Genomic DNA, 14,486 nt, shown 5'->3' with positions numbered 1-14,486 from the left:
ATCGTTGGTTAAATCGGTGGATGTTTTATCATAACCGCAAACAACACAGCCCAGGTGATGAAAATACCGGGCCAGGCCGCTCATCCCGATGCCGCCGATTCCCACTAAATAAACCCGTTTTATATTGCCTAATTCCATTTTGTTATTTTTTGTGATTTCATTGATTTTAATGATTTCACCGATTTTTCCTATTCCTATTTACCATGGTCTATCGTGTATGGTCCATGGACTTTTCCTACTATGAACTATGAACCATCAACTATGAACTACTTGATCATTTTAAAAACTTCCCTCGCTATCACCTCATCCGCATTTGGCATAGCCATTTTGGCGATGTTGGTGCTTAGCTTTTTTTGTAAATCCTTATCGTTTAAAAGCTCTATGGCTTTGTCTACTAATTTCTCTTCAGCATCCCGGTCGGGGATAAATACGGCCGCATGTTCCTGCACCAGGGCCAATGCGTTTTTTGTCTGGTGATCTTCAGCCACATTTGGCGAAGGCACCAGTATTACCGGCTTTTTTACCATGTACAGCTCGGCGATGGTGCCGGCGCCCGCCCTCGATATAATTACATCGGCAGCAGCATAGGCCAAATCCATCCTATTTAAAAACTCCAGTACTTTTATATTGGGGTTAATGCTCTCAACCAGTTTTTCAATAATTCCTTTATAGTAAAACTTGCCGGTTTGCCATATCACCTGAACATCAGCATCTATCAGCTTAGCAAGCCCGGCCATTATGCTTTTATTTAGTGTACCAGCCCCAAGGCTTCCTCCTGTTACCAGGATAGTTTTCTTAAAGGCCGACAGCTTAAAAAGCTCCAGCGCCTGCATTTGTTTGCCGGCAATATTTACCGAGTCTTTACGTATCGGGTTGCCTGTTTTAATAATCCTGTCGGCCGGGAAAAACTTCTCCATGCCGTCAAAAGCAACGCATATCTTTTTGGCATGCTTGCCCAGCCATTTATTGGTGATGCCTGCGTACGAGTTTTGTTCCTGTATTAAATAAGGAATTTTCCGCACCGATGCCGCATACAATAATGGCCCCGAAGCATAGCCGCCCACACCCACAACCGCATCCGGTTTAAAATCTTTTATAATATCAACCGAACGCCTTACACTCAGCATCAGCTTTACCGGGAACATTATATTTTTCCAGATAGATTTACGCTGAATGCCTTGTATCTCTAACCCAATAATTTTATAACCGGCAGCAGGCACTTTCTCCATCTCCATACGGCCGGCAGCCCCTACAAACAATATTTCGGTAGCCGGGTCAATGGCCTTCAAAGCATTGGCAATAGCAATAGCCGGGAAAATATGCCCTCCTGTGCCGCCACCGCTAATTATGATCCTTTTTGCTTTCACCGATTATTGATTGATTACAACGATTTCACTAAATATTATTACTTGCATTTTGTCTACTGCCAAACGCCTATTCAAAACTGCAAACTTATTACGCTATGCTTATCTCGCCCACCACTACCTTCTTAGGTTCGTCAATATCCCGGCTTACCGATAATATAATACCAAACGCTAAACTTGTAAATAATATGCTGGTACCACCCATACTTACAAATGGCAGCGGTATACCAGTTACCGGGCCAAGCCCTACCGCTACAGCCATATTTGCAAATGCCTGTATGGTTAAGCTAAAGCTTAAACCAGCCGCGAGCAGTGTACCAAACGCTTTTGGTGCCCGGGTTGCAATTCTTATACACCTAAACAACAAAAACAGGTAAATACCTATCAGTACTATACCGCCAACAAGTCCGTATTCTTCAACTATAATGGCATAAATCTCATCCGAATATGCTTCGGGCAAACTGTTTATCTCCTCACTTTTACCAACGCCCTTACCAAATAGCCCACCGGTGGCTATAGCTATTTTTGCGTGGTTAGCTTGTTGTGATTTATCCTTGTCGGCCTTTTCAGGATGCATATAGGTTTCAATACGGGTAATGTACATGTGCCTGCGTGGACCTAAAAACACTATCCCGCACAATACAATAGCACCGCCCAAACATACCACCGCAATTTGTTTAACACTTATGCGCCCCATTATCAGCAGCAATATGCTAACTCCGAAAAGCATCAGCGCGGTTGAAAGGTTTGCCCATGCAATCAGCGCAAATACCAGGCATACCGCACCCATGATTGGGATGAAAGATTCCTTTACATCCTTTATATTTTCCTGTTTTATCGATAATGTCCGCGCCAGGTAGGTTATCAACGCCAGCTTCGCCAAATCTGATGTCTGAAAGCTTAAACCGGTGCCCGGTATCGGAATCCACCTGCTGGCCTCGTTAACATGGTGACCAGAAAGTAGTGTATACAACAGCAGAGGTATGGTTATAATCATCAACAATTTTGATATACCCCGGTAATAGCGGTAATCAATTTTATGGGCAATGTACATCAGCGCCAACCCTGCAACCAACATAGCCAGGTGCTTAATTAAAATCGACTCTGTCCCCACCCCTTTTTTATAAGCAAGCGACCCGATGGCGCTGTAAACAGCCAGCAACGAAATAACCGACAACAATATGACGATAAGCCATATCCAGCGGTCTCCTTTTGTATTACTGAGTATTCTATGCATATGCCCCCAACCCCTAAAGGGGCGTTTTTTTGTTAATATTTATTAATTTCTATTCTCTATAGTCCCGCTCGTTCTCCCTTTAGGGGGCCAGGGGGTCGCTTCTATAACTCTTTCACCGCTTGTTTAAACTGCCGCCCCCTGTCTTCATAATTTTTGAATAAATCAAAACTGGCACATGCCGGCGATAATAGCACCGTATCGCCTTTTGTAGCGAGGTGGTATGATACCGTTGCCGCCTCCTGGGCCGAGTGGGTATTCACAATCACCTCAACTATATCTTCAAAAGCATCGTGGATGCGCTTATTGTCTTTACCCAGGCACACTATAGCTTTCACCTTTTGCTTCACCAGGCTGCGGAGCATAGTATAGTCGTTACCTTTGTCGACACCACCCAAAATCAGTATTACGTCACTTGTCATACTTTCCAGGGCATACCATGTTGAATTAACATTGGTAGCCTTTGAATCGTTGATAAAGCTGATGCCGGATATTACCGCAACCGATTCCATCCGGTGCTCAATGGGCTTAATGCTGCTCATACTCTCGCGCAATATGGGATTGCGTATTTCGAGGTATTTAGCTGCAACGCCTGATGCCATTGAGTTGTAAAGGTTGTGCTTGCCCTGTAATGCTAAATCGTGAATTGACATTGTAAAATATTCTTGGTGAGTGTTAATGACAATATTGTCCTGGTCTAAAAAAGCGCCTTGTTCAACTGTGTTTTCAATTGAAAAGGGGAATAATTGTGCTGCAAAGCTTCGCCCGGCTATTCCTTTAATGGTTTCGGGATCATCGGCGCAATAGATGAAAACGTCGTCGGCTGTTTGGTTTTGAGAGATGCGAAACTTCGACGCCGCGTAGTTCTCCATTTTATATTCGTACCGGTCTAAATGATCGGGTGTTATATTAAGTAGCATGGCTATGTTAACCCTGAATTTGTACATATCATCCAACATAAAACTGCTCAGCTCAAGCACGTATATATCGAATTTTTCCGTAGCTACCTGGTAAGCAAAGCTTTGCCCTATGTTACCGGCCAACCCTACGTTTAAACCTGCATGTTTCAGAATTTCGTAGGTTAGCGTAGTAGTGGTGGTTTTACCGTTTGAGCCCGTAATACCTATAATTTTGGCATCGGTATACCTGCCCGCGAATTCAATTTCGGAAATAACCGGAGTGCCTTGTGCCCTCAGTTTTTTAATTATCGGTGCCTTTTCGGGTATGCCCGGGCTTTTTATAACTTCAATCGCATTTAATATCTCAGCTTCAGTATGTTGGTTTTCTTCAAAGCGGATATTCCAATCCTGCAGTTGCTTTTTGTAGTTATCAGCGATGGCCCCAAAATCAGATACAAAAACATCATAACCCTGCTGTTGCGCCAGGTATGCCGCTCCCACCCCGCTTTCGCCGGCCCCGAGAATTGCTATGATTTTTTTCTGTTCCACTTTGATTACGTCGATTATTTATCTTGATTTCACCGATTTTACCCGGCTTCATCACTTATTTAATTCCTAATTTTATCCACTCCAAATTCTTCCGACTTCCGACTTCCGACTTCCGACTTCCGACTTCCGACTTCCGACTTCCCTACCTCAGCTTCAATGTTATTATCGTCACTATCGCCAGCAGGATACCTATAATCCAAAACCGGGTTACGATTTTTGCTTCATGGAAACCCTTTTTTTGATAATGATGGTGCAGGGGCGACATTAAAAACACCCGGCGGCCTTCGCCAAATCTTAACCGCGTATATTTAAACCAGCTTACCTGGATAATTACCGAGAAGTTTTCTATCACAAAAATCCCGCACAGTAATGGCACTAAAAGTTCCTTACGTATCATAATGGCGAATACCGCTATTATACCGCCTATGGCAAGGCTTCCTGTATCGCCCATAAATACTTGCGCCGGATACGAGTTATACCACAAAAAGCCCACACAAGCTCCCACAAAAGCACCTGCAAAAATTACCAGCTCGCTCGAATTGGGGATGTACATTATATTCAGGTATTCGGCTATAATCGTGTTACTTGATACATAAGCCAGTATGGCCAGCGTAATGCCGATTATAGCGGACGTACCCGTTGCCAACCCATCGATGCCGTCTGTAATATTTGCCCCGTTTGATATAAAGGTGATAATGATAATTACGCAAAACATAAACACCAGCAACGAGTAATGATCAGAATCGGCGCCAATGAACTTCAACACTTTGCCATAGTCAAATTCGTTGTTTTTATAAAACGGCATGGTTGTTTTTGTCGAACGGATATCCTGGGTATAAACCGGTTTGTTGTTACGCATGTGGAACTCAACCGGCGCATCAATTTTTACCGGTGGTTTTACTTCCTGGCGTATTACTATATCCGAATTGGAATACATGGTAAAGCCAATAAACAGCGCTAAACCTACCTGGCCTATTATCTTAAACCTGCCTGCAAGGCCCTCCTTGTTCTTCTTAAATACTTTAATATAGTCATCCAAAAAGCCTATTGCGCCCAGCCATACGGTGGTAACCAACATCATGATAACATAGATATTACCAAGTTTAGCAAACAACAGCGTAGGTACCAGTATGCCTAAAATAATGATGAGCCCGCCCATGGTGGGGGTACCTGCTTTTTGCATCTGCCCTTCTAAACCCAGGTTGCGGACTGTTTCGCCAACCTGTTTAAAACGCAAATAATCAATCAGCCTGCGCCCGAACACCGTTGTAACTATCAGCGATGTAATTACAGCCATTGCCATTCGGAACGTGATGTATTGAAACACCCCCGTACCAGGAATTGTGTAATTTTTGTTTAGCCAGGTGAAGAAATAGTAAAGCATTTATTCAGATTTCATTGGTTTATTATTTGTGATTTCACCCATTTGAGGATGATTTCACCGATTTTTCTTTTGTACCGTCCTTAGGTTAACTCGCTAAAAATGTTTGACAATTCTTCCATGTCGTCGAAGTGTGAGCGTTCGCCTTTTACTTCCTGATATTTTTCGTGACCTTTTCCTGCTACCACCACTATATCTCCTGGCTTGGCCAGCATGCATGCTGTTTTTATCGCTTCTCTTCTATCCACGATACTCAGTGTGTACCTTTTAAATGCCGGGTCGACACCTTCTTCCATATCCCTTATAATCTGCGCCGGGTCTTCCGAGCGGGGATTGTCTGATGTTAGGATAACCCTGTCGCTCCACTCGCAGGCGGCTTTGGCCATAACCGGGCGTTTGGTTTTGTCGCGGTCACCGCCACAGCCTATTACGGTTATCACTTTCTCGTTATTCTTGCGGATATCATGCACTGTGCTCAGGATGTTCTGGATTGCATCCGGCGAGTGGGCATAATCAACAATACCGATGATTTTATTTGGCGCTATTATGTAATCAAACCTTCCACGTGCGCCGGTAAGCTTGCTCAGGCTGGTAAGTATTTTGGTTTTGTCTTGCTCTAACAGCATGGCTGCCGAATAAACTGCCAGTAAATTGTAGGCGTTGAACGTACCTACCATTTTAAACCAAACCTCTTCACCGTCAATCTGCAAATGCAAGCCTTCAAACTGGTTTTCTAAAATGCGGGCCTTATAATCAGCCATATTTTTTAAACCGTATGTTTTCTTGTGCGCTTTGGTATTCTGCAGCATTACATTACCATTTTTATCGTCAATGTTGGTCAATGCAAAAGCGTTGGCCGGCAACTCATCAAAAAACATTTTCTTGGCCTTCAGGTACTTTTCAAATGTTTTATGGTAATCTAAATGGTCGTGTGTTAAGTTCGAGAATATGGCCCCGGTAAAATTCAGCGCGGTTATGCGGTGCTGGGCTATAGCATGCGAACTAACTTCCATAAAGCAGTAATCGCAGCCTTTTTCAACCATTTCGGATAATAAAGCGTTAAGTACTACCGGGTCCGGCGTGGTGTGGGTAGCAGTTATTACTTCGCCGTTTATTTGGTTTTCAACAGTCGATAGCAACCCGCATTTATAACCCATATCGCGGAACAGCTTATAAAGCAATGTGGCAATAGTGGTTTTGCCATTGGTGCCGGTTACCCCTACCAGTTTTAATTGCGCTGATGGATTGTCGTAAAAATTAGCCGATACAATTGCCAGTGCAACGGACGAATCGGCTACCATTAAAAAGTCAACTTCGCCGGTAACACGCGACGGCAGCTCTTCGCAAATTATCGCGATGGCACCCTGCTCAATTGCCCGCAAAATGTAATCGTGCCCGTCAACAACGGTGCCCTTTACAGCCACAAACATGCAGCCCGGCACCACCTTGCGCGAATCAAAAACAATGGCGGTAATCTCCACATCGGCGCTTCCCTGCAGTTCGGTAAATGCCAGCCCCTCTATTATGTCGCTCAAATATCTCATTGCAATTGAATTATTATTTTTGATCCCTTTGGAATTATACTGCCTGCCGCTTCCGACTGGTTTGCCACCATACCGCTGCCGCGTGCCACAACTTTATAGCCTGCATTTCCCAGTGCATACAATGCATCACTTAAACCCATGCCCTTTACCTGCGGCACAACCCCGCTTTTATAAGTAGCTTCTTCAAACGCAATACCGTTACTGGTATCAACACTATTGGTTGCTGTATTATTTGCATACAGCGGCTTAACATTAAGCCTGGTATAAACCTGTTTCAGCGCTTTTACGTTACCCTTCTTTATCTGCGGTAAATTCGTATTCCCCACATAATGTACTACCGGTGCAGGGTGTAATCCATGATCGGCGGCATAAACCCGGTCGGCAATTTTTTTGAATACCGGCGCGGCAACCTTAGCCGCCAGGTACGAGCCTTTTGAGGGCCGGTTAACCACCACTATCATGGAATATTTAGGGTTTTGAGCCGGAAAATATCCCGCGAAAGATGTTTGATAATTCTTTTTATCGCCGCCATACCCTTTTGAGGTATTAGCTATTTGTGCTGTTCCGGTTTTTCCGGCGGCAGTGTATTCCGCATTTTTAAACAGGCTTTTAACGTTACCTTCTTTAACTACCCCCTCAAGCAGGTTTTTCATTTTACCAAGCGTAGCATCCGAGCATACTTTTGGATTGATTACCCTCGCCTGGAATTGCTCAACTGTATTCCCTAGCCGGCGAATTTCTTTCACCAGTATCGGTGCTATCATTTTGCCGTTATTAGCTACGGCGTTATAAAGCGCCAGCATTTGCAGTGGCGTAATCTTCATTTCGTAACCGTAGGCCATTTCAGGAAGCGTGTAATTTATATTCCAGCTGCGGCTTTTTGGGTTTTTAACTACCGGCGTAGGCTCCCCCGAAATTTGCAAACCCAGTCTTTCGTTTAAATGGAAGCTATACAGCTTATCGGTATACTGCCACGGATTGTTATAATAGGCGTTGTACACAAATTTTGCGGCCGCCACGTTCGACGATTCCTCGAAAGCCTTTTTAGCCGTCATCATAAAATTGTAGTCCTCAACGTCGCTGATCATCGGGCCCTTTGGTATTTTGTATTTACCACCGTCGCCATTAATCATGGTATTGGTATCAATTTTATGCTGATCGAACAAAGCCATATAAGTAGCCAGTTTAAAGGTCGAACCCGGATCGCCGGCATCGCTGATGGCATAGTTTAGCTTTTCCTCGTATTTCCCCTCTTTATTCCTCGTAAAGTTGGCTATCGCTCTTATCTCTCCGGTGGCAACCTCCATTAACACCACGCAGCCATGGTCGGCGCCGGTGCTATCCAGTTGTGCTTTTAATACTTCCTGGGCTATATCCTGGAAGTTCACATCAATCGTCGAAATAATATCTGCGCCATCTTTAGGCTCAACCTCATCCTCGCCGTTATTTACAGGCATCCATAAGCCACCTGCCACGCGCTGCACCAGGCGTTTGCCGCTTTCGCCATTTATATAATTAGCGTATGCCCCTTCAAGCCCAACCGCGTTTTTTACGTTGTCATTCTTGTAGCCTATAGTACGCGAGGCCAACGATTTAAATGGCAGTACACGCCTGTTTTGCTCAACCACTATCAACCCGCCTTTGTATTTACCCAACCTGAAAATCGGAAACTTACGCAGCGCCAACAGTTCATGGTGTGTTAACCTGCGCCTGTTCAGCAGTTCATAACGCGAACCCTCTTTGCGTGCATCACGCAGCCAGCGGTTATATTCTTTTGGCGTTTTATCTTCATATAACTCCGATAGCTTTATAGCCAGCGAATCAACACTTGCATTAAATGTATCATCATCATCAAATCCGGGCGCGCCCATATCCAGGTGCACGTCATATTCAGGTACCGATGTTGCCAACAGGCTCATATCAACAGCGAAAATATTTCCGCGGGCGGCTTCTACAGTTTGGTATTTCGTGCTAAGCGTAGTTGCCATGGCTTTCCACTTTGCCCCCTGCACAAACTGTACGCGGCAAAGCTGTATAACCACTGCCGCAGCAAAAAGCAGTATCAACCCGAAGGCCAGGTAAACGCGTATGAGTATATTTTTCCTAATGCTCATTCTTCACCTCCGTATCTGTTAATTTTTGTGGTGGCGTAAGCGACTCTTTTAAGCCGAGCCCCAGCGTATCCGAACGTTTTACAACTTGCGTAAGCGTACTTTTAAAAGCCAACTCAGCTTTAGTGGTTTTAAAATCCCAACTCAGCTCCTTTACCTCTTTGCTTATCTTATTAATATCGCGTATGTTTCTTTCAGCCAGGTGCATGTTGGCTATGTACACCATACCCAAAAAAGCAATAAACAGTAAAAACGGCAGCGCCCGGGTTGCCGATTCGGCATTCCAGAAACCTTTGGTAAAAAACTGAGTGAACCAGTTGTCGGGAAATTCCTGGTCGCGTTTTTCCTCAACAATTAGTTTTTGTTGTTCAGCTTCTTCCTCCTCTATTTGCGTACGCAGCCTGTTTGTCATTTTTTTACCGCTATCCTTAACTTAGCGCTCCGTGCCCTGTTATTATCTTTTATTTCTTCTTCTGATGCTGTTATAGCCCCGCGGCTTACCGCATCAAATGGCCTGTTATCGTTTCCGTATAAATCTTTCTCCAGCTCACCGCTGAATTTGCCTTTGGCGATGAAGTTTTTTACCAGCCTGTCTTCCAGCGAATGGTACGACATCACGACCAAACGCCCGCCAGATACCAGTACCGATACCGTCTGGATTAAAAAATCCTTCAGCGCTTCTAACTCCTGGTTAACTTCGATGCGCAAAGCCTGGAAAACCTGCGCCAGGTATTTATTTTCTTTTCCTTTCGGGATGCGGTTACTGATCGCATTTTTCAAATCGGCAACTGTAACTATGGGCGCATTCAGTCTTGCCATTACAATTGTATTAGCCAGCGATTTTGCATTTTGTATCTCGCCGTAAACGCCAAAAATTTTATGAAGCTCTGCTTCACTGTAATTATTAACTACCTCTTTAGCACTCAACTCCGAATGCTGATTCATTCGCATATCCAACTCAGCATCAAAGCGGATTGAAAACCCGCGCTCAGCCTGGTCAAACTGGTACGACGAAACACCTAAATCAGCCAGTATGCCATCAACCGGAGCAGCATCATGCAAACGGCAAAAGTTTTTCAGGTAACGGAAGTTTTGGTCGATAAACACAAAACGTTCGTCATCTATCGCATTCTGTTGTGCATCGGCATCCTGGTCAAAAGCCAGCAGCCTGCCGTCCTTATTCAAATGCTTTAATATTTCGCGCGAATGGCCGCCACCACCAAAGGTCACATCAACGTAGGTGCCCGCCGGTTTAATTGCAAGGCCTTCAATACATTCCTTAAGCATTACAGGAGTATGGTAGGTGCTCATATGTTACCCTCCCTTCTTTTATCGCCCATTACTTCTTCGGCCAATGCAGCGAAGTTTTCAGGCTCGCTTTCAATCATCGCATTGTATGCCGCCCTGTCCCACATTTCAATTTTTGTTAGCATACAGTTTAAAACCACATCGCTGCCAATACCGGCATAGTCCAATAACCCTTGTGGTAAATTCACCCTACCGGCAGCATCAAGCGATAATTCAGTTGCGCCGCGGGTAAAATACCTGATGAATTCTATGTTTTTGGTTTCGTATTGATTAAGTTTGTTGAGTTCATCAAGTTTTTTGTCCCATTCTTGTTTAGTGTAAATGACCAGATACTTTTTAAAGCCACGATTGATCACAAGGCTCTCTTTCTCAGCTTCTGGAAGCTGTTTCTTGAGGCCCGCAGGGATCATCATGCGCCCTTTGTTATCTAGTTTACACTCAAACTCGCCGTTTAAATAGGACATATAAAAGCTATGGCAATTAATTGTATGTAAAATTAGATTTCTTTTACCACTTCTTACCACTTCTTACCACTAAAGTTATTAACACTTGTGTAATAGCCATGTGGATTATTATTTGTACCGTAATTTGTTTTCTTTTGTCTTAAGAAACTTTATCAAATAAATCCATTTCTACCTAATTTTTAAGTAGTTACGCAGCAAAAAGATGAATATTTTAAAGCTTGATAACGGGTATGATTTAGCCATTGAAAACACCGGCAAAAAGGCCAGGTTGGTAGTTTATAACAATGGCGTGGAAAATGTTTGCCGGAAATCGACACTAAAAAACGTCGCGGCATTTATGCAATCAAGTGATAACCACTTGTTTAAACGCAGACTGCAATTACACAAGGCAAACGGCAGCATAAATATCATGGTGAAAGGCAGTAAAGTGGGAGAAATTTCGATTCCCGGCTTTTTAGATTACCTACAGCAACTTAATTGAAAAATAACGTCTATATTTAATTATTATGAAAGCAAAACATCTACTTTACGCCCTGTTTATGCTGATTGGATCGGCAGCAGTGGCTCAAACAACCATACCGGCATACGAAACCGTGTTGAAAGACGCTTTCGCCCAGGCAGGCAAAGAAAATAAAAAAGTACTGCTGATGTTCCATGCATCGTGGTGCGGCTGGTGCAAAAAAATGGATGCATCGTTAAACGACCCTATTTGCAAAAAAATGTTTGATGATAATTATGTTATCGCTCATCTGGACGTAATGGAGCAGCCTCAAAAGGTCGACCTTGAAAACCCGGGTGCGATGAAGGTGATGACTAAATATGCAGGCGAAAGTTCGGGCTTGCCTTTTTGGCTTGTTTTGGACACCAAAGGCAATGTGCTCGCCAATTCGCTGATGCCGAAAGATGGTGCTGCCATCGGCATTCCCGAAGATAATGTGGGCTGCCCCGCCAGCGAAAAAGAGGTCGCCTTTTTTGATGCGATTTTGAAGAAAACATCGAATTTAAAAGATGGGGACATCGCAATAATTCACAAGCGCTTTCTTTTAAACCAGCCACCTCCGGCACCGGCAAAAGGAACTGAATAAAAACATAAAAGAGGCTTTATAATAGCGATGGGTTTGAAACCCTTCGCTATTATAAAAACATCCTCAAATCTGAGATTTCGCCCGTCCACGCTATCTCCCTTCAATAAACATTTATAAATGAGAATTTTATCTTTCCTGGTCTTTTTGTTATTCGTCAACTTCTCATTCCAAAACAACAAGGTCGTCCAATTCGATATCCAAAAAATATTAAACGCGCGGCCGGTATCTACCTTAAATAATAAACACATAACAACCTGGACAAAGGGCATTGATGGTGGCGGTTTCGGCGATGGCTATCTCACGCTTTCAGCAGCATTATTTAATGGCGATAAGGAGCCGCATGCTTTGCCTGATAATCCCATTTTCGCTGCAAACGAATCGCATCCGGAAATAAAACTACACTACTCAAATGCCGACAGCCTGAATTTACAAACCTGCAATATAGCCGGGTCCGGACAAGTTGAATTTGCGGTGCCGCAACAAAAGTATAAAGCTGTTTACCTTGCCCTTACCAGTTCTGAAGGTGCGTCGCAGTTGCATATTATCCTCAATTACAAAACCGGCACTGTTATAAAAGATATTACGCTGCCTGATTACTATACCGACCTTAACCCAACCGATAAAAGTATTTGCTACCTGGCTCATGACCTTGCCAAATGGGGCAATAAAAACAACATGACCGAAAAGGATCATCACAATATCGATTTGCTCAAGGTAGAAACCGACCCTGGAAAAATTCTTAAAAGCATTACGATTAAAAAGGATAAAGCAGGCTATTTGGTTTTCTGGGCTGCCGCGGGCGAAAAGGCGTAGCATTTATCCTCATTATTTGTATGTTTGAGTAACAAACTGATCTCATCATGCAATCAACCAAATTCCCCCATCACTTTAAATTTATCGCGCTGTTTTCTTTTCTGCTGATAGCTGCAATCAAAACCAACGCCCAGGTAATTACCACCGACTCTGTCGACCGCATGGTTGAACGTGCGCTAAAATCCTTCAATGTGCCCGGCATCGCCGTAGCCATTGTCAAGGATGATAAAGTTGTTTATGCCAAAGGCTATGGCGTACGCTCGTTAAATACCGGCAAAAAAGTTGATGAAAACACGCTGTTCGGCATTGCATCAAACAGTAAGGCTTTTACAGTGGCTGCTATAGGTATTTTGAGTGATGAAGGCAAATTAAAGCTGGACGATAAGGTTACCGACTATATCCCCGAGTTTAAGATGTACGACCCGTATGTTACCGCCGAGTTTACTATACGCGATTTACTTACCCACCGCAGTGGCCTGGGCCTGGGTGCAGGCGATTTAATGGATTTCCCGGACTCCACAGATTTTACCATGAAGGATGTGATACATAACCTGCGTTACCTTAAACCTGCATCAAGCTTCAGAAGCAAGTACGATTATGATAACCAATTGTATAAATTGGCAGGCGAAGTTATTGCCCGGGTATCGGGAATAAGCTGGGAGGAATTTATCGAAACCCGGATTATGAAGCCATTGGGTATGACGGGTAGCTCGGCAGCGTACCAGCGGATAAGGGATTATTCCAACGTCGTTGATGCACATTCGCCGGTTGATGGTAAGGTAGTGGTGATACCAAGATATTTAAGTACTACCGGCAATGCAGCAGGCGGCATCTACTCGAGCGTAACCGATTTGAGCAAATGGGTAATTATGCAGATGAACAACGGTAAATATGGCGACGGCAAGCAGCTTTTCAGCCAGGCGATTCACTGGCAAATGTGGTCGCCACAAACTATAATACCTGTGGGGCAAAGCCCGTATTATAATACCCACTTTGCAGCTTACGGCTTGGGCTGGTTTTTGTCTGATGTAAAAGGATACAAGCAAGTGAGCCACACCGGCGGCATTGATGGCATGGTAACCCAGGTAATGCTGCTGCCTGAGCTTAAGCTGGCTATAATAGTATTAACCAACCAGGCATCGGGTGCCGCATTTACAGCGGTCACCAACCAGATTAAAGACAGCTACCTCGGCCTCAAAACCGGTCGCGACTGGATAAAACTACTATCCGACCAAGAAAAAGCCAACATGGGCGGCTCCGACAAAGTAACCACTAAAGTTTGGAAGCAGGTGGAAGCCAGCAAAAAAGATGCTGCAAACGTAGATGCAAAGCTTTATACCGGCACTTATCATGATAATTGGCTTGGCGATGCGGTTATCAGCGAAAAAAAAGGGCAGCTTTGGTTTAACGTGAAGCATTCGCCCAAACTAAGCGGGCAAATGATGCTTTATAAGGGCAACACCTTTGTTATAAAATGGGTGTACCGCAGCATGGAAGCCGATGCCTTTGCACTCTTCTCATTTGATGAAAATGGTAAATCATCTGGTTTAAAGCTGAAAGCGGTATCGCCGGCAACAGATTTCAGTTTTGATTTCCAGGATTTGGATTTTCATAAAGTGAACTGAGGAATGCGGAAGTCGAAGTGCCGATTTCGGAAGTATAATTTAACGTTGCTGTTCACAGTGGAACAGTATGAACAGGGTGGAACAGTAACGGTTCGGCCCAAGGCACTAA

14 protein-coding genes are annotated in these 14,486 nt (G+C 44.0%); 4 read left to right on the top strand and 10 right to left on the bottom strand.

Annotation, left to right across the window (positions count from 1 at the left end):
• From Q0R52_RS06705 to mraZ, 10 genes are all read right to left on the bottom strand, one after another.
• On the bottom strand, positions 1-138 hold a 138-nt coding region (locus tag Q0R52_RS06705), incomplete at its 3' end, for a Mur ligase domain-containing protein (RefSeq protein WP_295793299.1).
• Between the two features lie 128 nt (positions 139-266).
• Positions 267-1,367 (bottom strand): undecaprenyldiphospho-muramoylpentapeptide beta-N-acetylglucosaminyltransferase, encoded by a 1,101-nt coding sequence (murG, locus tag Q0R52_RS06700; RefSeq protein ID WP_295793298.1) that lies wholly within the window; start codon positions 1,365-1,367, stop codon positions 267-269.
• A gap of 88 nt (positions 1,368-1,455) precedes the next feature.
• Positions 1,456-2,601 (bottom strand): putative peptidoglycan glycosyltransferase FtsW, encoded by a 1,146-nt coding sequence (locus Q0R52_RS06695; protein WP_252793037.1) that lies wholly within the window; start codon positions 2,599-2,601, stop codon positions 1,456-1,458.
• A 101-nt stretch (positions 2,602-2,702) separates the two neighbouring features.
• The gene (gene murD, locus Q0R52_RS06690; RefSeq protein WP_295793295.1) at positions 2,703-4,046 is read right to left on the bottom strand and encodes a UDP-N-acetylmuramoyl-L-alanine--D-glutamate ligase; all 1,344 of its coding nucleotides are present in this window, start codon (positions 4,044-4,046) and stop codon (positions 2,703-2,705) included.
• Between the two features lie 142 nt (positions 4,047-4,188).
• A complete protein-coding gene (gene mraY / locus Q0R52_RS06685) occupies positions 4,189-5,430 on the bottom strand; it encodes a phospho-N-acetylmuramoyl-pentapeptide-transferase (RefSeq protein WP_295793292.1) in 1,242 nt (413 codons plus the stop codon).
• 80 nt (positions 5,431-5,510) lie between these two features.
• Positions 5,511-6,971: a UDP-N-acetylmuramoyl-L-alanyl-D-glutamate--2,6-diaminopimelate ligase gene (locus Q0R52_RS06680; protein WP_295793290.1), complete on the bottom strand. Its 1,461-nt coding sequence runs from the start codon at positions 6,969-6,971 to the stop codon at positions 5,511-5,513.
• A complete protein-coding gene (locus Q0R52_RS06675) occupies positions 6,968-9,085 on the bottom strand; it encodes a penicillin-binding protein (RefSeq protein WP_295793288.1) in 2,118 nt (705 codons plus the stop codon). The genes Q0R52_RS06680 and Q0R52_RS06675 overlap by 4 nt, the downstream gene beginning before the upstream one ends.
• The gene (locus tag Q0R52_RS06670) at positions 9,075-9,494 is read right to left on the bottom strand and encodes an FtsL-like putative cell division protein (protein WP_295793286.1); all 420 of its coding nucleotides are present in this window, start codon (positions 9,492-9,494) and stop codon (positions 9,075-9,077) included. The genes Q0R52_RS06675 and Q0R52_RS06670 overlap by 11 nt, the downstream gene beginning before the upstream one ends.
• Positions 9,491-10,393 (bottom strand): 16S rRNA (cytosine(1402)-N(4))-methyltransferase RsmH, encoded by a 903-nt coding sequence (rsmH, locus tag Q0R52_RS06665; RefSeq protein WP_295793284.1) that lies wholly within the window; start codon positions 10,391-10,393, stop codon positions 9,491-9,493. Before rsmH ends, Q0R52_RS06670 begins: the two co-directional genes overlap by 4 nt.
• Positions 10,390-10,854 (bottom strand): division/cell wall cluster transcriptional repressor MraZ, encoded by a 465-nt coding sequence (gene mraZ, locus Q0R52_RS06660; RefSeq protein WP_295793283.1) that lies wholly within the window; start codon positions 10,852-10,854, stop codon positions 10,390-10,392. The genes rsmH and mraZ overlap by 4 nt, the downstream gene beginning before the upstream one ends.
• Positions 10,855-11,056: 202 nt before the next feature.
• On the opposite strand from mraZ, the gene Q0R52_RS06655 reads away from it, so the two are divergent.
• From Q0R52_RS06655 to Q0R52_RS06640, 4 genes are all read left to right on the top strand, one after another.
• Complete coding sequence (locus Q0R52_RS06655; protein ID WP_295793281.1) at positions 11,057-11,335, top strand: hypothetical protein; 279 nt, start codon at positions 11,057-11,059, stop codon at positions 11,333-11,335.
• A gap of 25 nt (positions 11,336-11,360) precedes the next feature.
• Positions 11,361-11,939: a thioredoxin family protein gene (locus Q0R52_RS06650; protein ID WP_295793279.1), complete on the top strand. Its 579-nt coding sequence runs from the start codon at positions 11,361-11,363 to the stop codon at positions 11,937-11,939.
• Positions 11,940-12,056: 117 nt separating this feature from the next.
• Entirely contained in the window at positions 12,057-12,752 is a 696-nt protein-coding gene (locus Q0R52_RS06645; RefSeq protein WP_295793278.1) for a hypothetical protein, read from the top strand.
• Between the two features lie 47 nt (positions 12,753-12,799).
• Positions 12,800-14,377 (top strand): serine hydrolase, encoded by a 1,578-nt coding sequence (locus Q0R52_RS06640; protein ID WP_295793276.1) that lies wholly within the window; start codon positions 12,800-12,802, stop codon positions 14,375-14,377.
• Positions 14,378-14,486 lie beyond the last annotated feature (109 nt).

Source organism: Mucilaginibacter sp., from assembly GCF_025359345.1.
GTDB lineage: Bacteria > Bacteroidota > Bacteroidia > Sphingobacteriales > Sphingobacteriaceae > Mucilaginibacter.
Note: the sequence above shows the minus strand (reverse complement) of the source record. Positions and strands in the feature narration are given on the sequence as shown.

Coding starts and splice junctions, on each gene's coding strand:
- mraZ (WP_295793283.1), bottom strand. CDS start 10,854: ATGTCCTATTTAAACGGCGAGTTTGAGTGTAAACTAGATAACAAAGGG.
- Q0R52_RS06640 (WP_295793276.1), top strand. CDS start 12,800: ATGCAATCAACCAAATTCCCCCATCACTTTAAATTTATCGCGCTGTTT.
- Q0R52_RS06650 (WP_295793279.1), top strand. CDS start 11,361: ATGAAAGCAAAACATCTACTTTACGCCCTGTTTATGCTGATTGGATCG.
- Q0R52_RS06655 (WP_295793281.1), top strand. CDS start 11,057: ATGAATATTTTAAAGCTTGATAACGGGTATGATTTAGCCATTGAAAAC.
- mraY (WP_295793292.1), bottom strand. CDS start 5,430: ATGCTTTACTATTTCTTCACCTGGCTAAACAAAAATTACACAATTCCT.
- Q0R52_RS06695 (WP_252793037.1), bottom strand. CDS start 2,601: ATGCATAGAATACTCAGTAATACAAAAGGAGACCGCTGGATATGGCTT.
- rsmH (WP_295793284.1), bottom strand. CDS start 10,393: ATGAGCACCTACCATACTCCTGTAATGCTTAAGGAATGTATTGAAGGC.
- Q0R52_RS06645 (WP_295793278.1), top strand. CDS start 12,057: ATGAGAATTTTATCTTTCCTGGTCTTTTTGTTATTCGTCAACTTCTCA.
- Q0R52_RS06670 (WP_295793286.1), bottom strand. CDS start 9,494: ATGACAAACAGGCTGCGTACGCAAATAGAGGAGGAAGAAGCTGAACAA.
- Q0R52_RS06675 (WP_295793288.1), bottom strand. CDS start 9,085: ATGAGCATTAGGAAAAATATACTCATACGCGTTTACCTGGCCTTCGGG.
- Q0R52_RS06680 (WP_295793290.1), bottom strand. CDS start 6,971: ATGAGATATTTGAGCGACATAATAGAGGGGCTGGCATTTACCGAACTG.